General features: G+C 38.2%; 21 protein-coding genes. 18 read left to right on the top strand and 3 right to left on the bottom strand.

The annotated features are described in order from the left end of the window. The first annotated feature begins 55 nt into the window (after positions 1 to 55). The 7 genes from ERX35_RS10190 (at position 56) to ERX35_RS10160 (ending at position 12879) form a co-directional block, all read left to right on the top strand. Positions 56 to 1276 carry a sigma-70 family RNA polymerase sigma factor gene (locus ERX35_RS10190; RefSeq protein WP_149459797.1) on the top strand — a complete coding sequence of 407 codons (1221 nt, stop codon included), beginning with the start codon at positions 56 to 58 and terminating at the stop codon, positions 1274 to 1276. Then, positions 1276 to 4491, top strand: a complete 3216-nt coding sequence (locus ERX35_RS10185; RefSeq protein WP_149459796.1) for a DEAD/DEAH box helicase — start codon at positions 1276 to 1278, stop codon at positions 4489 to 4491. Before ERX35_RS10190 ends, ERX35_RS10185 begins: the two co-directional genes overlap by 1 nt. Positions 4492 to 4621: 130 nt before the next feature. Beyond that, entirely contained in the window at positions 4622 to 7408 is a 2787-nt protein-coding gene (locus ERX35_RS10180; RefSeq protein WP_149459795.1) for a type I restriction endonuclease subunit R, read from the top strand. 101 nt (positions 7409 to 7509) lie between these two features. Continuing rightward, positions 7510 to 8067, top strand: coding sequence for a restriction endonuclease subunit S (locus ERX35_RS10175; RefSeq protein ID WP_149459794.1), 558 nt, complete (start codon positions 7510 to 7512; stop codon positions 8065 to 8067). Positions 8068 to 8177: 110 nt separating this feature from the next. Continuing rightward, a complete protein-coding gene (locus ERX35_RS10170) occupies positions 8178 to 9728 on the top strand; it encodes a type I restriction-modification system subunit M (protein ID WP_149459793.1) in 1551 nt (516 codons plus the stop codon). A gap of 1 nt (position 9729) precedes the next feature. Beyond that, positions 9730 to 10929 (top strand): restriction endonuclease subunit S, encoded by a 1200-nt coding sequence (locus ERX35_RS10165; RefSeq protein ID WP_149459792.1) that lies wholly within the window; start codon positions 9730 to 9732, stop codon positions 10927 to 10929. Positions 10930 to 11151: 222 nt separating this feature from the next. Beyond that, positions 11152 to 12879 (top strand): retron Ec67 family RNA-directed DNA polymerase/endonuclease, encoded by a 1728-nt coding sequence (locus ERX35_RS10160; RefSeq protein ID WP_149459791.1) that lies wholly within the window; start codon positions 11152 to 11154, stop codon positions 12877 to 12879. Positions 12880 to 13071: 192 nt separating this feature from the next. Here ERX35_RS10160 and ERX35_RS10155 read toward each other — a convergent pair whose 3' ends face one another. Further along, the gene (locus tag ERX35_RS10155; RefSeq protein ID WP_281290608.1) at positions 13072 to 13737 is read right to left on the bottom strand and encodes a 5-methylcytosine restriction system specificity protein McrC; all 666 of its coding nucleotides are present in this window, start codon (positions 13735 to 13737) and stop codon (positions 13072 to 13074) included. A gap of 99 nt (positions 13738 to 13836) precedes the next feature. Here ERX35_RS10155 and ERX35_RS11500 point away from each other — a divergent pair, with 99 nt between their 5' ends. Beyond that, complete coding sequence (locus tag ERX35_RS11500; protein ID WP_170234612.1) at positions 13837 to 13980, top strand: hypothetical protein; 144 nt, start codon at positions 13837 to 13839, stop codon at positions 13978 to 13980. A 9-nt stretch (positions 13981 to 13989) separates the two neighbouring features. Here ERX35_RS11500 and ERX35_RS10150 read toward each other — a convergent pair whose 3' ends face one another. Further along, complete coding sequence (locus ERX35_RS10150) at positions 13990 to 14430, bottom strand: hypothetical protein (protein WP_149459789.1); 441 nt, start codon at positions 14428 to 14430, stop codon at positions 13990 to 13992. A gap of 127 nt (positions 14431 to 14557) precedes the next feature. Between ERX35_RS10150 and ERX35_RS10145 the strand changes: the two genes are divergently transcribed. Beyond that, positions 14558 to 15142, top strand: coding sequence for an SMI1/KNR4 family protein (locus ERX35_RS10145; RefSeq protein WP_149459788.1), 585 nt, complete (start codon positions 14558 to 14560; stop codon positions 15140 to 15142). Positions 15143 to 15228: 86 nt separating this feature from the next. On the opposite strand, the gene ERX35_RS10140 is transcribed toward ERX35_RS10145, so the two are convergent. Further along, positions 15229 to 15687, bottom strand: coding sequence for a hypothetical protein (locus ERX35_RS10140; protein WP_149459787.1), 459 nt, complete (start codon positions 15685 to 15687; stop codon positions 15229 to 15231). Positions 15688 to 16010: 323 nt separating this feature from the next. Here ERX35_RS10140 and ERX35_RS10135 point away from each other — a divergent pair, with 323 nt between their 5' ends. The 9 genes from ERX35_RS10135 (at position 16011) to ERX35_RS10095 (ending at position 23076) form a co-directional block, all read left to right on the top strand. Next, positions 16011 to 16895: a sulfite exporter TauE/SafE family protein gene (locus tag ERX35_RS10135; protein WP_149459786.1), complete on the top strand. Its 885-nt coding sequence runs from the start codon at positions 16011 to 16013 to the stop codon at positions 16893 to 16895. Positions 16896 to 16905: 10 nt separating this feature from the next. After that, positions 16906 to 17877, top strand: a complete 972-nt coding sequence (locus ERX35_RS10130) for an ornithine cyclodeaminase family protein (RefSeq protein WP_246143160.1) — start codon at positions 16906 to 16908, stop codon at positions 17875 to 17877. 32 nt (positions 17878 to 17909) lie between these two features. After that, the gene (locus ERX35_RS11680; RefSeq protein ID WP_281290609.1) at positions 17910 to 18032 is read left to right on the top strand and encodes a hypothetical protein; all 123 of its coding nucleotides are present in this window, start codon (positions 17910 to 17912) and stop codon (positions 18030 to 18032) included. 118 nt (positions 18033 to 18150) lie between these two features. After that, positions 18151 to 19113, top strand: a complete 963-nt coding sequence (dhaK, locus tag ERX35_RS10120) for a dihydroxyacetone kinase subunit DhaK (protein ID WP_149459785.1) — start codon at positions 18151 to 18153, stop codon at positions 19111 to 19113. Between the two features lie 11 nt (positions 19114 to 19124). After that, a complete protein-coding gene (gene dhaL / locus ERX35_RS10115; RefSeq protein WP_149459784.1) occupies positions 19125 to 19694 on the top strand; it encodes a dihydroxyacetone kinase subunit DhaL in 570 nt (189 codons plus the stop codon). Then, complete coding sequence (gene dhaM / locus ERX35_RS10110; RefSeq protein WP_246143159.1) at positions 19694 to 20059, top strand: dihydroxyacetone kinase phosphoryl donor subunit DhaM; 366 nt, start codon at positions 19694 to 19696, stop codon at positions 20057 to 20059. Before dhaL ends, dhaM begins: the two co-directional genes overlap by 1 nt. Before the next feature lie 81 nt (positions 20060 to 20140). Then, positions 20141 to 20608 carry a DUF805 domain-containing protein gene (locus ERX35_RS10105; RefSeq protein WP_149459782.1) on the top strand — a complete coding sequence of 156 codons (468 nt, stop codon included), beginning with the start codon at positions 20141 to 20143 and terminating at the stop codon, positions 20606 to 20608. A 249-nt stretch (positions 20609 to 20857) separates the two neighbouring features. Beyond that, the gene (locus tag ERX35_RS10100; protein WP_149459781.1) at positions 20858 to 21817 is read left to right on the top strand and encodes an IS30 family transposase; all 960 of its coding nucleotides are present in this window, start codon (positions 20858 to 20860) and stop codon (positions 21815 to 21817) included. A gap of 347 nt (positions 21818 to 22164) precedes the next feature. Beyond that, positions 22165 to 23076: a hypothetical protein gene (locus ERX35_RS10095; protein ID WP_149459780.1), complete on the top strand. Its 912-nt coding sequence runs from the start codon at positions 22165 to 22167 to the stop codon at positions 23074 to 23076. Positions 23077 to 23088: the final 12 nt, after the last annotated feature.

Here is a 23088-nt window from a genome sequence, read left to right as displayed (position 1 = left end):
ATAATTAATGTAAGCGGATACAATCACTTTTGAATTAGAGGAATTGAGGGCGATTATGAATATACATGACCAAAAATTACAACAATTCTTAATGACAAACTTCCCTGATAAATCGATAACTTTATCATATGAAGAGCTCAAGCAAATGATTGATCAACAGTTAATTGTGACATCATCGTATTTGTACGAAAAGCTATTCTTCGATTTTGAAAAGGGTCAGCAATACATCACTAAGCTAGGTTTTCATTTCACGAAAAGTGAAAAGATTGCTGCAGAAGAAAGTGTTGAAAACACTGGAAAATCACAAGACGAAACTATCATGGATGACACCGAACCCGAATTTGATTTGACAGCTGCTCTTTTGGCTGAGGATTATGTAGCTGAAGATAGTGCAGATTTTATACATAGTGAAGAGTTCAGAGAAAATTTTGAGAAACATGACGTCATTACATTTGAGAAGAATGATGAATACTTTGAACAGTATGCACTGGACTCCGACGAAGAGACGTTAGAGAAAATTGTGTTAGCGAATCAAAAGCTGGTGAATAAAATGGCTTTAAAATATTATAATGTCATGCCGAAAGGCGGATTAGAGTTAGATGATATCGTTTCTTTCGGTCAGAAGGGCTTATTACGAGCAATCGAAAAATATGATTCTAGTAAAGGATTCAAGTTTTCTACCTATGCGACGCATTGGATCAAACAATCCATTACACGCGGGTTTGCTGATGAGAGCCGTATAATACGTTTACCTGTTCACCTTAATGAAGCTTTAAATAAGATAAGACAAATCATACGCCAAAAAGATTATGAATCGCCTCAACAAATGATTGAAGATATTAAAAGGAATAGTGATTTTTCTGAGGGGCAGATAGAGAACTTACTTCTCTATGATCATCTGTATAACCAGGCACAAGTGTCGTTATCAACTTATGTAGGTGAAGATAAGGATTCAACCATAGGAGACTTTATTGTTGAACCCATTGAAGTTAATCAATCTATGTTCGGTAATGATTTAGTAGAAAATGAAGCGTTTAAAAATGAATTGAATCGTTATATTAATAAGTTGATTGAGAAAGAATGCAAACCACGGGAAGCGGATGTCATCATTAAACGGTTTGGCCTAAATGGACTTGAAGTGATGACGCTAGAAGAGATAGGTCTGGACCATGGTGTAACAAGAGAGAGAATAAGACAGATTGAAGCCAAAGCGTTAAGAAAATTAAGTAAGCATAAAGCAAAACTAAATTTGAAAGATTATTGGGAGGCTCATTAATGATTAATCATGTTTCTGATAAGAAAACACTCTATATTTTAGTCGGGTTTACAGCTGAGCAGCTAGAAAAAGAAAATAATAAGCTCTTCGATTTTCCATTACATGGATTCCTCAATCAGCACTATGAAGTAGGTAGTCGTGAAAAAAGACAGATGGCGAGAGATATCAGAGACTATGACTTGCCGTATGGCTGGGTAATGCCTGAGGAATTCTATGTCTACGGTGAAGTGATTCAATATGACTTCGATCACATTGAAATTATTAAGAACAATATCTATCCAGATATCTACTCACATAACCACGCTCTAGAGGACATCCATGATTTCTATCATAAGAACTTCAGTGACTCAAATTACAAAAGTAATCTGTTCGACGAATTTGTCAACAATATTTATGGGATGATTATTGAACATCAACATCAATACTATGTCATCTATAATGATTTCCTCGATGAAATCGAAGATGCGGTATTGACGAACTTATATGAAAAGAGACAATCAATTGAGACGATTGATGATATAGAAGCGGTTCACTCCAAGCAAGTCATTGATATTAGCAGTAATCGGTCAAAAGTTATTGATTTAATAGAAAAACTCACTCATACCTTAGATAGCTACTATGTGATGTTTGCCAACTTAGATGAATATAATCGAATGCAAGACTACCTTGAAACATTGAACCACCAGTTTGACGGCAGAATCAAAGTCCTTATCAGCTCTGCCCAAAAAAGAATCATCACACGTGAAAATGACTACAGAAAAATTATGAATCAGTATTGGGGTTATAACGAGTTCAAAGAACTCCCGTTCTATAAGAACACAACTGCTTCCAGAGAAATTGTCCGTATCAGTCAGGCACAGATTATTGATGATATTGTTACTCAAGCTGAGAAAGGACTGGCCGGCGAATTACCACGCGACATCTTCATCACGGCTTCAACCGGAGCAGGTAAGTCACTGATGTTCCAGATTCCAGCCTTATATCTGGCCGAGAATCACAAAGACCAAAAACCGATTACTATTGTGATCTCTCCCCTTATCGGATTAATGAACGATCAGACAGAAAGTCTGAAAAGAAAAAATATCAAGAATGCGAAAACGATAAACTCAGGTATCTCGCCATTACAGAAAGAAAAGATTAAGGCTGAAATTAAAGACGGTAAGATTGACCTTCTCTATATTTCATCAGAGACACTGCTGAGCCGCGGTGATATTGGCAACTTGATAGGCGAACGTCCAATCGGTCTATTCATAGTCGATGAAGCACACATCGTGACAACATGGGGGAAAAGTTTCAGACCGGATTACTGGTACATGGGAAGCCATGTCTCTAAATTGAGGGCGAACCAGACTTTCCCGATAGTGACGTTTACCGCGACAGCAATTGTCGAAGGGAAAAATAGTATGCTGGATGAAATCAAATCGACGTTGAATCTCACATCAGTCATCAAATATGTAGGTAGTGTCAAGAAAGATAATCTTCTCTTGCAGATTTCAGACATTGAAAAAGAAGATAAGTCGAAATATAAAAATGATGCAATGAAGATTAAAACAGAATTGACGCTGAAAACAATTAAGGATGCAATCAGTAAGAATGAAAAACTGCTTATCTATTTCCCGACTATCAAGCAAATTCATAGTTTTCTTAAATATGTTGATACGAATGCTGAAAGAACAAAAGATAAAATTACGATTTACTATGGTCGACTGACGCCGCATGAAAAAGAACAGAACTTCAACGACTTCTTAAATGGTACGAAACCGGTCATCTTAGCCACAAAAGCATTTGGTATGGGTATTGATGTACCTGATATCAAACGTGTCTACCATTACGGCATGACAGGTAATGTACTGGATTTCGTACAAGAGATCGGTCGTGCTGCCCGTGATACTTCAATAATCGGCCATGCTAAAGTCGATTACCTGCAGAAAGATTTCAATGAAGTAAAGAAAATGTATGCCATGTCTTCCATTAAGAAGTCAGAATTACTCGCTGTGATGGATAAACTGATTAAGATATACAAAGCAAATCGTTATAAACGAAACTTAGTCATCAATCCAAAGGAATTTGCACATATCTTCGCTAAAGGCGAAACGGAATCATCTAATGATGATCCTGAAAACAAAGTGAAGTTAGCACTGCTGAATATTGAGAATGACTTCAACAATAAAATCAAATACCCGCCGATTGTTACGCGCCCAGGAGAAGTGAACGGGGTAGACTATATTCTTGTCAATGATGACCTGGCTGCGATGATTGCCATGAAAAAATATGAACCGTTCTTTGAATTTGTGAGTCATACAAACGGGGACTTCTATAAACAGGTCTATAAGTTTAAGACAGGTGACTACTGGAAGAAAAATTATGCTGATCATTACTCCTACCCACAGTTCAAATTCTACATGGCAATAGGAGATGAGGTTCTTCAACACGATAAGTTGCTGAAAAAGCTGCCTATCGCCTACAATATCACAGTCAAAGAAGAGGATGGAATTGATTTAAAGCGTGAGGCCTTAGATATTCTGGAGCAGTGTGAAGAAGCATTCAGAACGTTCGCTGTTAAAGGGAACCACTTTGATGAGAAACAACTAGCCTATCAACTAAGAACAACACTGAAATATAAGTTCAATGAACAGTTCAGCATGTTGCTCATTAACAGCTTGCTTAAAGCAAATGATGTCAATAGATTAAATGGCATTACCGTTTTAGCAGAGGACAAGTACAAAATCAGTAATACATATAACGATATCTTCGATAAACTGAAGTACTATGTGAATACATTGTTTGATAAGGAGATCTCAGTCGAAACACCGCCTAATGAGCATAGTTATTTTGTATTTAGAAGTAAACAGGATGAAATCAGTAACTACACGATTATCTTAGGGTTACTAGAAGGACTGGGTATCGCGAGTTATCACTTGTCCAGTGGTGAAACACCGACATTATCCTTGCGGATCAACTCAGTTTATCCACTTGAAAATGCTGTAGCGAAACCGAAGAAATATCAGAACGATATATTAAATCAGCAGTATACAGCTCATAAAATTGGAATGTCGATGTTGAAATACTTGTTCACAAAAGAATTTGATGAACAGGATGTAATGAAGAAGCAAGTCGTGCATACGAAATGGTTCTGGGAACAGATTGAAAATTATTTCTTCGGCATTATACCTGATGAAGTCAGAAATGAAGTGTTTGTGAAGAAAGAACAATGATTATAGAGTGATAAGTAGTTGTCTACTGCTTATTACTTTTCATTTACAGATGTATAAAATTTATATGAAAGCCCTATCATATTATGTATAATTAAGGAAAGAGTAAAGAAAATAGTAAGCAGGTGATTTCATGTACCAATCCGAGCACGCACTCGAGGAACTGACAATCAGTCAACTGGTTGCCAAAGGCTATGAGCGTATCCAGATAAAAGATGATGAAGTGTTACTTGATAACTTCAGGCAGATTCTGAACGAGCGTCATATGGATAAACTCAAAAATGAACCGCTGACTGATGCTGAATTTGATCGTCTGATGACGCAGATTAATGGCAAATCGGTCTTTGACAGTGCGATGATTCTCCGTGATAAGTTTGTGCTGACACGGGATGATGAGTCTAAAGTCTATCTGGAATTCTTCAATACAGAGAAGTGGTGTCAGAATAAGTTCCAGGTGACGAATCAGGTGACTGTTCATGACACCTATAAAGGACGTTATGATATTACCATTCTGATTAACGGTCTGCCGGCGACGCAGATTGAGCTGAAGAGAAGCGGTGTCGCTTTCTCTGAGGCATTCAATCAAGTTGAACGCTATCGTCGTCATAATTTTACGGGGCTCTTCCGTTATATTCAGCTCTTTGTGATCAGTAATAGTGTTGAGACACGTTATTATGCGAATAGTGACAAGGAAATTAATAAAAGTAATATGTTCTACTGGAGCGATGAAGAGAACAATCGCATCAACAATCTGAAGGAATTTGCAGAGACCTTCCTTGAGCCTTGCCATCTGGCGAAGATGATTGCACGGTATATGGTCGTGAATGAATCGGACCGCATTCTGATGGCGATGCGGCCTTATCAAGTCTATGCTGTTGAGGCCATTATTAATCGTGCACTTGAAACGAATAACAACGGTTATATCTGGCATACAACGGGAAGCGGTAAGACGCTCACGTCCTTCAAGGCGAGTCAGCTGCTTGCTAAGGAACCTGGTATCAGTAAGGTTATCTTCCTGGTTGACAGACGAGATCTGGACAGTCAGACCTTAGCTGAGTTCAATAAGTTTGAAAAAGGCGCAGTTGACATGACAGATAACACGCATACCCTTCTGAAGCAATTAGGAGACCGCTCGAAATCACTCATTGTCACGACTATTCAGAAGATGGCTCATGCAATCAAACGTCAGGACCCTGTGATGGCGCAGTATGAGACTGAGAAAGTAGTTTTCATCATTGATGAGTGTCACCGGACACAGTTCGGTGAGATGCACCGCCTGATTAAGCAGCAGTTCAAGAATGCCCAGTACTTCGGCTTCACAGGAACACCTCGCTTTGAGGAGAACAAAAGTCAGGATGGCCGCGCGACAGCAGATATCTTCGAGAAATGTCTGCACAAATACCTCATCAAAGATGCCATCCGGGATGGTAATGTACTCGGTTTCTCGGTAGAATACATCAACACATTCAAGAATGAAGTTGATACTACCAATGAAGAATATGTGGAGTCTATTAACACAGATGAAGTCTGGATGGCAGATGAACGCATTCAGATGGTGGCAGAACACATCTACCGCAATCATCATAAGAAGACACGGAATGGCCAGTACTCAGCCATTCTTGCGACGCAGAAGATTCCAATGGCCATGAAATATTATCACGCACTGAAAGCACTCTCTGAACAGGAAGGCAAGAACGGGCTTAAAATCGCAACGATTTTCACGTATCAGCCGAACCAAGATATGCGTGACGGCGAGGTCACAGAACACGCCAAGGACCAGCTTGAAAGTGTCATCAAGGACTACAATAAGACATTCGGCACTAACTACTCAACCGATACATACAACAGCTATTTCGCTGATATCTCAAAACGTGTCAAACAGGGCATCAAGGACAACAAGATTGACATTCTGATTGTCGTCAATATGTTCCTAACAGGGTTTGACTCAAAAGTGCTGAACACGTTGTATGTCGATAAGAACTTGAAACACCATGATCTGATTCAGGCATACTCACGGACAAACCGTATTGAAAAGGAGACCAAACCTTACGGTAATATCGTTGCCTACCGTAACTTAAAAAAAGCGACAGACGATGCCATCCAGCTTTTCTCAACAACAGATAATACAGAGACAGTGCTCAGTCAGTCCTATGATTCTTACTTAAAAGTCTTCCTGAAGACGCTGGGTGAACTCTACACAATGGCACCGGATCCATCAAGTGTTGACCAGATTGAGGATGAAGAACAGCAGAAGACATTTGTTGAGACCTTCAAGCAGCTCTCCAAGACACTGCTGATGCTGAAGACATTCGATGAATTTGAATTTGATGAAGCAATCCTTGAAATTGATCAGCAGACGTATGAGGAGTACAAAGGCAAATATCTGCATCTCTATGAAGAAACGAAGAAGAGGAAAGAAGCGGATAAAGTCTCTGTTCTGGATGATATCGACTTTGAGATTGAGATTATGCGCAATGATATTATCAATGTCAGCTATATCTTGAATCTGCTGCGTGAAATCAATTTAGAAGACAAGAAGGAACAGAATAAAATGCGTCAACAGATTCATGATCTACTGGACAAAGCAGATGACGAGAACCTGCGACTAAAACGTGACCTTATCAGAGCATTTCTGGATAAAGTCGTGCCAACCTTATTGCCGGGCTCAAGCATAGATGATGCTTTTATGGATTTCGAGGAAGAAGAGAAGCAGAAAGCTATCGAAAGCTTCTCAAAGAAATTTGAATACCCGCAGCAACAACTCAACCGATTAGTATCAGAATATGAATTCAGCGGGCAGCTGGACCGTTCAGAAGTAGGAAAGCCATTAGCAGGCGGGTTACTGACCAAACGTAAGAAAATAGATGAAGTTCAGACGTTTATAAAAGAAACTTCAAAAATTTATAGCAGTGAGATGTGAAATCGAACTTAAATCAAGTAATTTATTAAAATTACTTGATTTATTTTATATTGTAGATTATAGTTAAAAATGTAATAAATAAAAATTACAAAGGAGTCGAAATGAAGTTAGAATCATTACTGACAATTGAATCAGGCACATTGGTATCTCGTCTTACTTCTGATCCTACTGGAGCGACTTATTATCTCTATGATCAAGCAGCTCTTGGTGAAGATCAGGGTAAGTACATGGAGACAGCGACCATGCACAAACCGATTCAGCTGTCAGACATCTCGAAAGTACAGTCTATCAAGCAAGGGGATATTGTTATTAACCTTGCTAATACAGAAAGTGCCATAGTGAGTGAACAGCATGATGGCTTTATATTGCCGTATAACTATTGCAAGTTAACTGGATTCAGCGATATTGATCCTGACTTTCTGAACTACTGGCTGACAGAATCGGTAGAAGCGGCGCAGCAACTAAAAGCGATTAGTCAGGGCGCTACTTTGGTTAAAAAGTTATCCGTCCACCAGATAAAAGAGTTCACCATTACGTTACCGCCGCTTGAGAAACAGCAGCGTATTGCAAAAGTGTATAAAGCAAGCATCAGATTGAAATATCTGCAGAAACAGAAGAGTGAATTACTATCATTATTATTAAAGCAAGTACTTGATTAAATATTGAACAAGGCTGTTTAACAATTCTCTGAATTAAAACAATAAGTTGGATTTCAATAATAGGTAACACATTAATCATTTCAACCATAGTATATTAGGAGGAACATTATATGACATCAGTTACAGAAGCACAGAAACAACAGCAGGCGGAGTTACATAAGAAGTTATGGAGTATTGCGAACGATCTTCGCGGGAATATGGATGCGAGTGAATTCAGAAATTATATTTTAGGGTTAATCTTCTACCGTTTCTTATCAGAGAAGACAGAAGAGCAGATTGCAGAGTTACTCAGCGATGATGACATCAGCTATGAAGACGCTTGGGAGAATCCTGAATATCAGGAGGCCATCACAGATGAGCTGACTAAACGAATCGGCTTCGTCATTGAACCGCAGTATCTTTATAGCAAGATGATTGCAGATATCATTGCGGATAAATTCAATATTGAAGATTTGGCTAAAGCTGTAAGCAAAGTGGAGGAATCGACACTTGGCACAGACAGTCAGGATGACTTCGTCAATCTGTTCTCGGATATGGATTTGAACTCATCACGTCTTGGTAACAACGTCGCAACTCGAACGAAACTCATCTCAAAAGTTATGATGAATCTAAGTGAACTGCCTTTTGTACATAGTGAACTTGAGATTGATATGCTCGGGGATGCGTATGAATATATGATCGGCCAGTTCGCAGCGACGGCTGGTAAGAAAGCAGGAGAATTCTATACACCGCAGCAGGTCTCTAAAATTCTTGCTAAAATCGTCACAATGGGTAAGACAGACCTTAAGAACGTCTATGACCCGACGTGTGGATCAGGTTCACTTCTCCTACGTGTCGGTAAAGAAGCGAATGTGCGTCATTATTATGGACAGGAACTGAACAGTACGACATATAACTTGGCTCGTATGAATATGTTACTGCATGATGTCAACTTCAATAACTTCACGATTGAGAATGGTAATACATTGGAAGAACCGGCAGTCATTGAAGAGAAGTTTGAAGCGGTAATTGCAAATCCGCCGTATAGTGCAAAATGGTCAGCAGATGCGAAGTATCTAGATGACGAGAGATTCTCTAACTACGGTAAACTCGCACCAAAATCAAAAGCAGACTTTGCTTTCGTCCAACATATGATCTACCACTTAGATGATAATGGCACAATGGCAGTCGTATTACCACACGGTGTTTTATTCCGCGGTGCAGCAGAAGGTGTGATTCGTAAGTACTTAATCGAAGAGAAGAACTATCTGGATGCTGTCATCGGATTACCTGCTAATATCTTCTATGGCACAAGCATCCCGACATGTATCCTGGTGTTCAAGAAATGCCGTCAACAAGATGATAAAGTGTTGTTCATTGATGCATCAGAAGAATTTGAAAAAGGTAAGAATCAGAATAACCTGACTAGTGTGCATGTCGATAAGATTGTAGAGACTTATCAAACAAGAGAGACTATCGACCGCTATAGCTATGCAGCGACGTTAGAAGAGATTAAAGAAAATGATTATAATTTAAATATTCCAAGATACGTGGATACGTTCATTGAAGAAGAGCCGGTTGATTTGGAGAAAGTACAGCAGGAACTGAAGGATATCGATAAAGAAATCGCAGTATTAGAAGAAGAGATTAACGGATATTTGAAAGAATTAGGAGTGTTGTAGCATGACTAATGAAAAGAGAATGCCAGAATTACGGTTTCCTGAGTTTAGTGGTGAGTGGACAAATGGTACATTTAAAGATTTTGGTTATTTTTATTATGGAAAGAGTGCTCCAAAATGGTCTTTAGTGAATGAAGGAGGAACGCCTTGTGTAAGGTATGGCGAGTTATACACTAAGTACCATGGTGTAATTAGAAAAGTGGGTTCACATACCAATATATCCTTAAAAAATCTAAAATTGAGTAATGGAGGAGAAATCTTAATTCCACGTGTAGGAGAAAAAGCAAGAGATTTTTCGAAAGTATCTGTACTGACATTACCTGATATTGCTATTGGAGAAATGATTTCTGTTTATAATACAAAAGAAAATCCATATTTTATAATGAATTATATACGTGGAAAATTAACAAATGAATTTGCCAAAAGAGTAGAAGGCGGAAGTGTATCAAATCTTTACTTTACGGAGTTAGAAAATATAGTCATTAATATACCTAGTTTAAATGAACAACAAAAAATCGGTGAGTTTTTTAGTAAGCTTGATCGGCAGATTGAGTTGGAAGAGAAGAAGCTGGCGTTATTGGAAGAGCAGAAGAAGGGATATATGCAAAAGATATTCTCTCAAGAATTGCGATTCAAAGATGAGAATGGTGAGGATTATCCGGAGTGGGAAGAAAAACAATTAAATGAAATAGTTATATATGAAAATGGACTTGCACATGAAAATTATGTAGTTAAAGAAGGTAAATATATTTTAGTCAATTCAAAATTTATATCTACTAATGGTGAAGTTAAAAAGACTGTTTCTCATGGTGAATTACTTGCTATGAAAGGAGATACGTTACTGGTGCTCAGTGATTTGCCTAACGGAAAAGCGTTGGCAAAGGGTTACTTTGTGAGTGAATCTAATAGATACGCAGTGAATCAGAGAATAGCTAAGATGAGACCAATTGATACTCATCCATACTTTTTATTTCTTATTTTAAATAGAAATAAGCATTTATTAAAGTTTGATAATGGAGTTAGTCAAACAAACCTTCGTAAAAATGATATATTACATATAAAAGAGTTTATCCCAGTACTAAATGAGCAAAAAAAAATAAGTAGTCTAATGGAAAATATGGATTCATGTATAATAAAGATTAGTCAAAAAATAACTTTGTTAAAAATTAAAAAACAAGAATTATTAAATAATATGTTAGTATAATTTCATAAAGTAATATTATTACATAATTTTCTTTCTAACCCTAACTTTTTTTTATATAATTAACATATCATGTGGCTAGATTTTTGGTATGTGCTTCGCATACCTTGAAAAGAAAGGCAGGGACATTTGTTACCTGTACGCATCATCATCTAGTGGGATAGTTGGCAATTGGTATAAACATAATGAGTAGCCACATGACTTTTACTAAAAGGAAGTTAATATATGGAGAACTTATCGCTAATTAACACTAAAAGAACGCTTGCTTTTCATTTATCAATTCCATATAAATCGTTTGTATATCTTTTATATCATTTAGACCATCCTTATTCTACATTTGAGATATTGAAAAAAAATGGCGAGTCCAGAGTAATTAATTCACCACATCCAAAACTAAAAAGGTTGCAATATAAAATAAAAGACTTGCTAGAAACTCAATATAATTTAATGATGAAGGATCGAGTCTCTCATAATGTATCTCATGGTTTTATTAAAGAAAGAAGTATTTTTACTAATGCAAAAATTCATAGGAATAAAAAAATCGTATTTAACATTGATATTAAAGACTTCTTTAAGTCGATACACTTTGGTAGAGTTCGGGGCTTTTTAATCAAAAATAAGTATTTTCTTTTAAACGATGAAGTGGCAACAACAATTAGTAAATTGATTTGCTATGAAGGGTCTCTTCCTCAAGGGGCTCCAACTTCACCAATCATGAGTAATTTGATACTCAATATATTTGATATGAAAGTCTTGGATATATGTCAAAAGTATTCTGTAGACTATACAAGATATGCTGATGATTTAACTTTCTCTAGTAATTCAAGGAAATTCTACCAATCGTTTGGAGATTTCTATTATGAGATTGAACAACTAATTAATAAAAATGGTTTTAAATTAAATGGTTCTAAATATAGAGTTCAACTTAATAATTCACGCCAAGAGGTAACTGGATTAGTAGTAAATAATAGATTAAATATAAAAAGAGATTATTATAAAGCAACCAGATCTCTAGTACATAAATTTTTATTGGATCAATCACCAATTATTAATGAGCAAGTATTAAATGCTAATCAAATTGAAGGACGATTATCTTTTATCCATTCTATTGAAATATATAATAAAAAAATAGAGTATAATAAGGAAAGACAGGAAAAATCATATCGCAAAGATTTTACTACGTACTTACACGATTCGGTATTAAATGCCAAAGAAAGAGAATATCAAAAGTTTTTATTCTATAATTTATTCTATAAACCAAATAATATAGTTGTTTTTCCTGAAGGGAAAACAGATATTTACTATATAAAGGCTGCATTAAAAAAATATTATAAAGAGTATCCAGAACTCGTCGAGTTTAAGGATAATAAATATCATTATAAAATTAATTTTATTAAAAGAAATAAAAGACTGTACTATTTTTTTGATTTAGCCATAGATGGGGCTGACACTATGTCTAAAATTTTAAATTACTATTCTTCCAAGCCGGGAGGTAAACATAATAAAAACCCAATAAATTACTTTCAATATTTTAATGAAAGACTTGATATACAACCTAGTAAACCTGTAGTTTTACTATTCGACAACGAAGGAAAGGACAAACCTCTACATAAGTTTATTAATACTGCAAAGAAGCAATTAGATATTGATTCTGATATGTTAAAATCTAAATTAAATACATGTGATCCTTCACCTGTAAATTTAATTGGTAATTTATATATTCTGACTATAAATAAATTGGAAGCTGATAAAGAATATGAAATAGAAGATATGATAAAAGAATATACGGATAATCTTGTAATTAATGGAAGGAAATATCTGAATAAGGGGGAAGGTAATAGTATTAGTAAAATAGTATTAGCGCAAAATGTATTGGAAAATTATGAAACTATAAATTTAGAAAATATAAAGCCGCTCTTAAACAAATTAAAAATTTTAAAAAACTTATATTAATATTATTATTGTATCTTTAAGCTTATATATTGGATGATAAGCCGTCAGAAAAGAAATTATAATATAATATTGATTAAGTTAAGTATCATATTTATGTATCTTTCTTTTACCATTACAGTTTACATTGGTAATATAAATATTCATTTGTTTATATCTAATTGACTTTTAAAATGTTAAGCTAAGCAAGATAAGTCAAACGAGCTCTCTCAGCTCCTGACTTATCTTTTTCATTTCCTGCGATAGATTGATATGTGTTACTTTCACTTTCTTCCTCTTGATTACATACTCATGATCCGGCTGCTCTTCGTCATTCGTCATCGCATACAGCAACATGCCACTGACTGTTTCGTCATCTTTCTCCTGATAGTTCTCCAGATACGTAAATAGCTGATATAGATTTCCTGAAAGATGTTTCTTTGATCCTTTCTCATATCTTGATTTCATATTCTGCTGATAGAATTTTGTATCAATGATGATCGTCTGATTATCTTTCTTCAGCACAATATCCGTCTGCATAACCGGAAGTGCTTCGCTGTACCCGTCATCGACATCCCAATGAATCTTAGGACGTGAGACTTTCCAGTCTGTTTCTTTCTGATAGAATGCGTAGACAAAATTCTCAAACAGCGAGGATAATGCTTGTTCGTCTTTTATTTCTTTCAACTGATGACTACCTGCTTCATCACTGATCAACATAGAGTCATAGAGAAACTTCGCGATATCAACCGGCAGTTCGTAATGGCGGTTCTGGTTGTTGTAACGAACTTGGCTGAAACTATATTCAGTTAGGGTGATAGAGGAGACTTCTGTCAGATAGAGCAGTATTTCATTGATGGCTTTCAGGTGTTGAGCTGATATAATCTCACAGACATTAAATAATTTCTCATGTTTTATGGACTACGTCATTTCTTGTCATAACCATATCATATACTCCTCTAAAAAGGAGGTCGTTCGCACATGGATAAATTCAAGAAGATGTTGTTTGATTACTTTGTCGTCCTGGAGGAGGAATATGAGCCGCCGTCCATTAATGCTATTCTGCTGTTTCTCATGGTTCATACTCTTGTCTCTGCAACGGTGTTTTATCTGGGGAATTTGTAATAAGGCATCTTAAATTCTAAAGCCTGTTTTACTTTCTCCTCCCATCCATATTCTTCTTTGCCGCCATTCCCGGTAAATGTCATAGAGGCACACTAGAATCCAGAGAAGACTCAGTATACGCCATAACCACTCGTCACTCAGAAAAACGGTAAGGTAATAACAGATGGCGGCGAAGGCTATGATGCAGAGTCCCTGAATGATTGTATTGATCCATGACCAGCGCAGCCGGACTATCAGCGGATAGTGTCTGCTGTAATCTTCGCGGTTTAGGGTATTAGTGAAAATGTTTGTGCCGAAGCCTGAGACGAGTGTCAGTGCACCGAGTAGCATAAAGAGGGCATATAGATTATCTGGTGTCAGGCCTGATCTGATGATGTCAGGTAAGTACAGCAAGCCGAGGATAAGCATGCCGATCTGGCTGAAAAGAAGAATAGCGTCGGTTCTGTTCATATTCGTCTCCTTTACTGATTAAGAGTAATTTTAGCCATTGTATCATATACTTGGCAAAAATTGTTTGTTGATGTGTAAATATCTACCGCAAAGGGAATAATCAACTATTACACAGGGGAGGTATTGTATGGATATTAAACGATTGTTTGAGAATGACAAGGTTTATTTCGCAGCTACATTGAATCCAGGTGCGACGGATGAGGAGATTGAGGCCCTTGTTGAAGTATTTAAGGCACCGCTTGATGAACAGTTCGTGGCGCTGTACCGGGAAGCGGATGGTGAGAGTTATGACAGTGTCGGTCTGTTCTTCGGTCTTGAGTGGCTGCCGCTGGAGGAAGTCATCAGAGAAGTGGAGTTTAATCAGGATGAAGCGGAAGAGATTGCGGTTTCTGTTGTGCCTGAAGGTGCCATCAAGGAAGAATATTATCATGAGCTCTGGCTGCCTTTTGCGACTGACGGCTTCGGTAACTTCCTGGCTGTTGATACAGATCCGGGTGAGACGGGAACAAAGGGACAGGTCATCACCTATGGCAGCGATCTCGAGACGATGTATGTCGTCGCCGAGTCATTGAATGATTTCCTGGTCTTCATTGAAAGGACGATTGATACCGATCAGTATCATATAGATGAGGACGGGCGTTTTCACTATGGCCAGGATGAAGTGCTTTTCTTTGATAAACTGAAGGACATGGCACTGCCTTTAAAAGGCTGAGTTCATTAAGCGTAATAAAATCAGATAAGCGTAGAAGGGTTAAAGATACCCCGACAGTTAGGATCCAGTCTAACTGTCGGGGTGTTTTAGATCTTATGGACACTTTTAATGTCATTAAATGCTATCGGTTTTAATTCAGCAGTTGCAGTGACACGGAATTCCAGCCAGGCATGATTAATGTCTTCCTCGTCAATTTTTTCCATACGTCCGATTAATATTTGATTATTATAAAGTGTCAGTCTGACTGCACTGTCTCCGTATATCCATAACTGATAAGGCTGATAACCGGTATAGCCATTATCATCAGCTAGATGCTGCTGTATCAATTCTTTCTGATGATACAGTTCTTTGATCCATAGATTCTCCATTAGTTTCTCTAGGTCGTATTCGTAGCCGAACTTCTTGATTAATACTTCTTCAATCGCATAATCCAGCGTATTCAGAACAATGTCCATATCATCTTGAAGACTGTCATGTAAATCGTAACCATATTTCAGCATAAACGTTCTGTCATTTTCTCTGACAGCTAATAAAACAGGTATCATTATCAATTTCCTTTCAGTAGTTATCATATCGGACGCCGCAAACCATAGAAAAATGAATAAAATATTCAATTTTATCTTGATTATAGCATGACACAAAGTATATGAATGAAGATTCAGTTGAATAGGTGATAGGATTGTAATCGTACATAAGTAAATCACATATATTTGTGAATATATTCACAAATAGTTCGAAAATACCTGTTAATTATTATAGTATTCCAGAAAAAGTCATGGTAAATTATAGATGAGAATTAAGTCAGAATAAATTTTTTTATACGTGATTGTGAAAATAATCACAAAATTAAAAATGGGAGGTTTTAGTTATGGTCACTCTGTTAATTGTTGCCGTTGTTCTCGTGAATCTGTATTTCCTCTTTTTCTTTGCCAAAGATGTTGCCACTTATACTCAGGAGATGAAAGCTGAGCCGGCAAATGCCAAGGCTCTGCCATTCAGTTCGTTTGCCATGTTCTTTCTATCTACATTCGGTATTTCAGACTTCGCGATAGGAACAGTACTTTATGACAAACTTAAATGGGTCGACATCAAAAAACTGCCGGGTACATTGAATACCCAGTGTGTTATTCCGGTAGCTGTCATGGCGATCTGTTACATCAGTTCTATTGATGTCGGTATTAAGACACTTGTAGTCTGCATTATCTGTCAGGTCATCGGCGCTTATATCGGTCCCCGGTTTGTCGTCAAATTACCAGCTAATATTATCAAAGTCTTCATCGGTTTCGGCCTGATTGTTGCAGGCCTCCTGATCTTTGCGGGTCAGATGAACTGGATTGCTTCAAGCGGAACTGCAACTGAATTATATGGGTTTAAATTAGTGCTGACAGGTTTCCTACTCTTTGTTTATGGTGCTCTCAATAATATTGGTATTGGTTCATATGCTTTGACGATGGTTACGGTCTATCTGATGGGTATGAATCCTGTCGCTGCATTCCCGATTATGATGGGGGCATGTACATTCTCAGTGCCGGTCGGCAGTGTGGAATTCGTTAAATTACAGCACTACAGCAGAAAAATTACATTGTTTGCAGCGACATTCGGTGTCCTTGGCGTACTGACTGCCGTCTTCCTCGTCAAGTCTCTGGATACGTACATGCTGAAATGGGTGGTCATTGCCGTCTTGCTGTATAGTGCTTATACAATGCTTGAATCACAGTTTCATAAGAACCGGACCAACACAAAGATTGCTTAAGGAGTAGATCATGATGATTAATCTGACGAAACAAGACGTGAAAGACTGCTTCACGATGCGGAATGCCATTGAAGCGGATAAAGAAGCGCTCGCCCATTATTCAAAAGGACAGGCTATTGTACCATTGCGTACCAATATTGACATTGCGACAAGACAGGGGCAGGCACTCTTTATGCCAGGCTACGTTGAAGGGGAGAAAGACGCACTTGGAATCAAGATTGTCTCGGTATATCCGGATAACGTGCACAAAGGACTGCCTAGTGTGCCGGCCACGATGATTGTCATGAACCCTGAGACGGGGATGGTGAGTGGAATGATTGATGGCACTTATCTGACGCAACTTCGCACCGGCGCAGTCCAGGGTGCGGCAACGGAGCTTTTATCTCGTCCTGATGCTAAAATCGGTGCTTTGATTGGTACAGGAGGTCAGGCTGAATGCCAGCTGGAAGCAATGCTGACTGTTCGTGACCTGGAAGAAGTGCTTATCTTCGATCTGGATTTTAGCCGTGCCAGCGCTTTTGCGGAAGAGATGGCCCTGAAGTTTGGTGTACGCATGGTTCCTGTTGAGACCAGTGAGGCCTGTGTGACAGATGCTGATATCATAACCAGTGTTACCACGAGTAAGCGTCCTACTTTTGAAGCGCGTCATATTAAACGAGGTGCACATATTAATGGTGTCGGTGCCTATACAAAGGATATGTGTGAAATACCGAAAGAAATCATCAAGGACGCGAATGTAGTTATCTTTGACACAACAGATGGTGTTATGCAGGAGGCAGGTGATTTTATCCAGCCGCTTGAAGAAGGCTTCATTAATGAAAATCAGTATAACGGAGAACTCGGTCAGCTTATTAACGGTGAGATCAAAGGACGTCAGTCAGAAGATGAGATTACTGTCTTTAAGACAGTCGGTTCTGCAGTACTCGATGTTGTTACCGCATCAAAGATACTGGAAGCTTATCAGAAAAAATCCAAAAACTAAAAATAGAATATCCTGCATCCCAGATATCATTGATGATATCTGGTTTTTTTGTGGAGTCGGATGATGAAGGCAACTGTACAAGGGCACGCAGGAAAAAGAAATCATTTGACTGGTATAAAGAAGTTATAGCGACGAATGGTGAAGTGCGGGAATAATGTAAATCGGATTAATTCGATTATCGCGGAAATGACTACTATATAATTTGTCCAGCACACAATTGTTAGCGCTTTCTAATGGAAATATTTATAATATAAGCAACAGGAGGCGAAGCTAATGAAAAAGTTAGTGAATGACAAGACACAGTTTGTTGCGGATATGTTGAAAGGACTCACGTTAGCGGACGACACACATGAAGTCATTGCAGATTCAGTCATTGTGCGTAAAGACAGGAAGAGAGGTAAGGTGGCACTCGTATCAGGTGGCGGCAGCGGTCATGAGCCGGCACATGCAGGTTATGTCGCTGAGGGAATGATTGATGCGGCTGTCTGTGGTGAGGTCTTCACCTCGCCGACACCGGACAAGATACTTGAGGCCATCAAGGCGGTGGCGACTGATGCGGGCGTACTTCTTATCGTCAAGAACTATGCCGGTGATGTCATGAACTTTGAGATGGCGATGGAGCTTGCTGAGATAGAGGACATCAAGGTTGACCGCGTGATTGTCGCGGATGATATCGCCATCGATAACAAGGAACAGCGTCGCGGAGTGGCGGGCACTGTCTTCGTCCATAAGCTTGCAGGTTATTATGCTGAGCAAGGTTTATCTCTTGAAGAAGTAAAAGCCAAAGTGGAGGCGGTGCTGCCGAATATGCATACAATCGGGATGGCACTTGAGCCTTGTATGGTACCGACGACTGGGCAGCACGGTTTCGAGCTTGCCGCAGATGAAATGGAGATCGGCATCGGTATCCACGGCGAGAAGGGCATCTACCGCGAAAAAATGGAGACGGTCGATCAGATTGTTGCACGGCTAATGGCAGAGCTCGAGAAAGAAATCGAGGGTGACAAGTTCATCGTCATGGTCAACGGCATGGGCGGCACACCGCTCAGTGAGCTCGCGGTCGTTGCACGCTACTTAAAAGAATACTTTGATACGAAGGATCTACAGATGACAAAGCTTTTTGTCGGTAACTATATGACGGCGCTGGATATGCAGGGCTTCTCCATTACACTCCTCAAGCATGACGATGATTACGTAGCAGCTCTAGACAGTAAGGCAGCGAGTAAATACTTTTAGGAGGACTTCGTATGAATGCACACGAACTGAAAGAACGTTTGACAGGCCTGCTTCAGACCTTTCAAGAGAATGAAACATTGCTGACGAACCTAGACAGAGAGATCGGCGACGGTGATCACGGCGTGAATATGCTGCGCGGATTCAAGGCAGTGAATGACAAGCTGACCGGCGAGACCATCGCAGACGTACTGAAATCCTGTGGCATGACCTTGATGAGTGCGGTCGGCGGCGCGTCTGGACCGCTGTACGGCTTCTCGTTCGTCAAGATGTCGCAGGTCGCTGAGGATGAACTGACGGCAGCCAATATCCACGCCCTCCTTGATGCGTTCAAGGAAGCGGTGAGTGCACGCGGCAAGGTGACAGGCGGCGAGAAGACGATGTATGATGTCATCAGTCCGGCAGCAGATGCCGATCATCTGCTCTCATCAGAAGAGCTGCAGCAGCTGGCTGAAGAGACGAAGGATATGATGGCGACTAAAGGGCGCGCTGCCTATTTCAAAGAAAAGTCACAGGGGACGATTGATCCGGGTGCACAGAGTGCGGTCTATATCCTCGATGCCTTGATCGGAGGTGTCCGCTGATGGAAATCTGTGTCGTCAGTCATAGTGAAGAGATTGCTGCAGGAATCCAGGCACTTGTCAGTCAGATGGCTGAGGGTCTGACGATTAAAGCAGTCGGTGGTATCGACGGCGAAATCGGCACATCGATTGATGCGATTACAGCGATGTTTGATGAAGTAGAGGATGAGGCCCTTGTCTTCTACGATATCGGCTCCAGCAAGATGAATATTGAGATGGCGCTCGAGATGAATGATTATTCACAGATCACGATCGCTCATTATCCGCTCGTGGAAGGGGCTTTTCTGGCTGGTGTGGAAATGATGATTGGTAAAAGTAAGGATGATATTTTAGAGAGCTTGAAAAATAACTTTAAAGAGAAAGACTGACAGCTACCTCGTCCCTAGCTCTCGCTGGTAGGGGAATGAGCGAGATGATGTGTTTCTTGAGAGGGACGACTGAATATGGGAATGAGAGAAGCTATGAAGGATTTCTGGTGGTATGCCTTTACAAGTGAAGGACGGGATACACGGACACAGTTCTGGCCGCCTATGATACTGTCGGTTGCTATTTGGATGTTGATCTGCTGGTTAATCTGGTGGCTGGATGAACGTTTTTACAGTCCGGGAGAAGGGATGTCTATCGGGTTACTATTTTTCTGCGTGCCGTCATTTTTTATCCTTGTCTGGGCTTGTTTCAGCGGCTTTATCCGTCGCTTACGTGATATAGGTATCAGTGAAAAGAGGTACGTCGTCATACAGGGCATTTGTAGTATCGCGTATTTACCGTTTCTCATTGTGTATATCATAAGTGGCTTCACACAGACAGCGTTAAGCGATACACTCTTTCAACTAGGTGCTAGTGGCTTCTTCATTATAATGGGCGTGCTGCTGCTTATATCACTGCTGCCGACAGACTGGGCACTGAAACGCAAATAACATATAGTCCTGCAGATGAACCTAAAATTTCAACTGCAAGTTTTTTAATGAAGAAATATACAAAGAATGACTTCAAGAAAACTCAAGAATAACTCTATCAATCATTTACATCATTCGTGATTTATTTTTTTAAAAGTGTATTTTTCAATCTAGCGCCGATTGTAAAATTAAGCTAGATAACTAAAAAAGCCTTCTGTGCTAAACTCAATATGTATTTCCGACCAAAGAAAACATAAGGAGTTAGCACAAATGGCCTATACACATCTTACCACGGATGAACTTGCGTTCATAGAATCATATTACCACCAGAAAATTTCGGTCAGTGAGATCTGCCGGAGAATTAAGCGTTCAAGACAGACCGTCTATAATGTAATTAATGCATTCAAAGCAGGTATATCTGCACTGGAATTCTATCAGAACTATAAGAAAAGAAAATCTCTTTGCGGAAGACGTAAGATTGTCCTTCCTAAGCATCAGACCAGTTATATTCGAGAAAGAATAGCCGACGGCTGGACACCTGACACCATCATAGGCAGGAATGAAGAATCTATCAGCTGCTCTGTTAAAACTCTGTACAGAATGTTCAGGGAAGATATTCTTCCTGTTCAATCACTTCCAATGAAAGGGAAAAGAAAACCTAACGGTTATCATGAGAAAAGAGGTCGTCAGACTTTCAAACGCCACATTTCAGAAAGAACAGTTGAATTTCCTGACTTTGATAGAGAGTTCGGTCATCTTGAAGGAGATACGATTGTCGGTCGTCGTCATGGCAGCGCAGTCATCACCCTTGTTGAACGTGTTTCTAAGATGATCATCACCCTACGACCGGAAGGTCGCAAGGCATCCGACATTGAAAAAGCATTAAACAGTATGTTTTCGGTTTTACCTTATCGTCTCTTTAAATCCATTACATTCGACTACGGTAAAGAGTTTTCCAGCTGGAAGTCAATCAGTAACCAACACGATATATCTATCTTTTTTGCTGATCCAGGCACACCTTCGCAGCGTGGTCTTAATGAACATTCAAATGGAATGCTTAGAAGAAACGGTCTGGACAAAGATGCGGATTTCAACACAGTTACAGACGACTATATTATTCAAGCTGCATATTCCCTAAATAATCGACCTAGAAAATCTCTTGGTTACAGGACACCATTGGAGGTATTTTTGAGTTTCATTAAAGATGAGAAACTGTCCAGCTTATTTTGACAAACGAAATTAAATAAAAATCTTTTTAGCGAAAAAGTCTATAATCCACTAGAGTTTTATTCATTCTATTTTTTATACCGTTGTTTATAAAATTAAGTAATATAACTGAAAAGTCATTTGTGTTATGCTCATCATTAATTTAGTGCCAAATAAAAAATAACGAGTTAACACAAATAGCTTTATATATTATTTACTTCTTTCCAGGTACACTTTCTCGATATAATCTAAATGAATATTTAAATAGAATTATAAGAAAGATATACAAAACATTATAATAAAGGGTGATTAAAATAGACTATATAGAAGTTGCATTTAACTTACAATCTTCTAATAAAAAGGCGGAAATATTGAATAAAACAAAAATTTTGCCTAAAGGTTTCAGAAAATGGAATGCGGACGTAGTAGAAAGAATGCATTCTTACGCTCTAAAAAATTATTTAAGTGAAAAGAATCGAAAATTAATAGCATCGCAATATCAAAATATAAAAAAAAACTTTGAAAATGAAATTAATGAACTTTCTGAATCAGATATTATAGGTTTAATAGAAGACAACTCATTTGATAAAATAATGGTGTTTCTACATAGTGAAAAGCCTTTTGAAGTACAAACTGTGAAAAAATATCTTGAGGATCAATATAATAAAAACAAATCAAGTGAAGAAACTAATAAAACATCTATAGATAATCAAACAAAAGTAGATGCTATAGATAATTTAAGAGATATCATTAAGAAACTAGAAATAGAGTCATTGAATGCGATAAAAGATAAAGAAAAAGTTAGTTCAGAGATTCTTGTAAAGGATAAAATTATTGGAGAATATAAATCAAAAGCTAAGAATCTTGAAAATATTGTTAAACAATTAGAAAATAAAATAAAAAAACTTGGAATAAAAATTGAGGAACAAGATAAGATAATTGGAGCTACCGAAAAAGAGTATGGAGATTTAGTAATAGAAAAGCAGCTAATATATAATCAACTTTTACAGTTTGAAGAAAATGAACGTAGAATTAAAGAGCAAAAGTATTTATTAATAGGTAATCCTTTTACTTTTAATATAGAGAATAAAAAAAGTATTATTTCGTGGAATCAATCAATTGACACTGAAAATATTAATGAATTGAAAAGCTCTTCTTTAAAAAAAATAGTATTCCTCCCAAGGTTAACGACTGTAGAAAGAAGTTGTATAACAGAATTGAAAGATATTGAATATATTAATAGTTTTATAGAACTGAAAAAATTTTTAGCAGGAGTAGAATAATATGAAAATTTG

This window comes from Macrococcus equipercicus, from assembly GCF_004359525.2.
Lineage (GTDB): Bacteria > Bacillota > Bacilli > Staphylococcales > Staphylococcaceae > Macrococcus > Macrococcus equipercicus.
This window is presented reverse-complemented; position numbering and strand designations above follow the sequence as displayed.

Excerpts from the sequence above, each read along its gene's own strand:
- dhaM (WP_246143159.1), top strand. The coding sequence starts at position 19,694 with ATGGAAATCTGTGTCGTCAGTCATAGTGAAGAGATTGCTGCAGGAATC.
- ERX35_RS10145 (WP_149459788.1), top strand. The coding sequence starts at position 14,558 with ATGGATATTAAACGATTGTTTGAGAATGACAAGGTTTATTTCGCAGCT.
- ERX35_RS10140 (WP_149459787.1), bottom strand. The coding sequence starts at position 15,687 with ATGATACCTGTTTTATTAGCTGTCAGAGAAAATGACAGAACGTTTATG.
- ERX35_RS11680 (WP_281290609.1), top strand. The coding sequence starts at position 17,910 with ATGATATCTGGTTTTTTTGTGGAGTCGGATGATGAAGGCAACTGTACA.
- ERX35_RS10165 (WP_149459792.1), top strand. The coding sequence starts at position 9,730 with ATGACTAATGAAAAGAGAATGCCAGAATTACGGTTTCCTGAGTTTAGT.
- ERX35_RS10150 (WP_149459789.1), bottom strand. The coding sequence starts at position 14,430 with ATGAACAGAACCGACGCTATTCTTCTTTTCAGCCAGATCGGCATGCTT.
- ERX35_RS10135 (WP_149459786.1), top strand. The coding sequence starts at position 16,011 with ATGGTCACTCTGTTAATTGTTGCCGTTGTTCTCGTGAATCTGTATTTC.
- ERX35_RS10100 (WP_149459781.1), top strand. The coding sequence starts at position 20,858 with ATGGCCTATACACATCTTACCACGGATGAACTTGCGTTCATAGAATCA.
- ERX35_RS11500 (WP_170234612.1), top strand. The coding sequence starts at position 13,837 with ATGGATAAATTCAAGAAGATGTTGTTTGATTACTTTGTCGTCCTGGAG.
- ERX35_RS10170 (WP_149459793.1), top strand. The coding sequence starts at position 8,178 with ATGACATCAGTTACAGAAGCACAGAAACAACAGCAGGCGGAGTTACAT.
- ERX35_RS10130 (WP_246143160.1), top strand. The coding sequence starts at position 16,906 with ATGATGATTAATCTGACGAAACAAGACGTGAAAGACTGCTTCACGATG.
- ERX35_RS10160 (WP_149459791.1), top strand. The coding sequence starts at position 11,152 with ATGGAGAACTTATCGCTAATTAACACTAAAAGAACGCTTGCTTTTCAT.
- dhaK (WP_149459785.1), top strand. The coding sequence starts at position 18,151 with ATGAAAAAGTTAGTGAATGACAAGACACAGTTTGTTGCGGATATGTTG.
- ERX35_RS10175 (WP_149459794.1), top strand. The coding sequence starts at position 7,510 with ATGAAGTTAGAATCATTACTGACAATTGAATCAGGCACATTGGTATCT.
- dhaL (WP_149459784.1), top strand. The coding sequence starts at position 19,125 with ATGAATGCACACGAACTGAAAGAACGTTTGACAGGCCTGCTTCAGACC.
- ERX35_RS10180 (WP_149459795.1), top strand. The coding sequence starts at position 4,622 with ATGTACCAATCCGAGCACGCACTCGAGGAACTGACAATCAGTCAACTG.
- ERX35_RS10105 (WP_149459782.1), top strand. The coding sequence starts at position 20,141 with ATGAGAGAAGCTATGAAGGATTTCTGGTGGTATGCCTTTACAAGTGAA.
- ERX35_RS10190 (WP_149459797.1), top strand. The coding sequence starts at position 56 with ATGAATATACATGACCAAAAATTACAACAATTCTTAATGACAAACTTC.
- ERX35_RS10185 (WP_149459796.1), top strand. The coding sequence starts at position 1,276 with ATGATTAATCATGTTTCTGATAAGAAAACACTCTATATTTTAGTCGGG.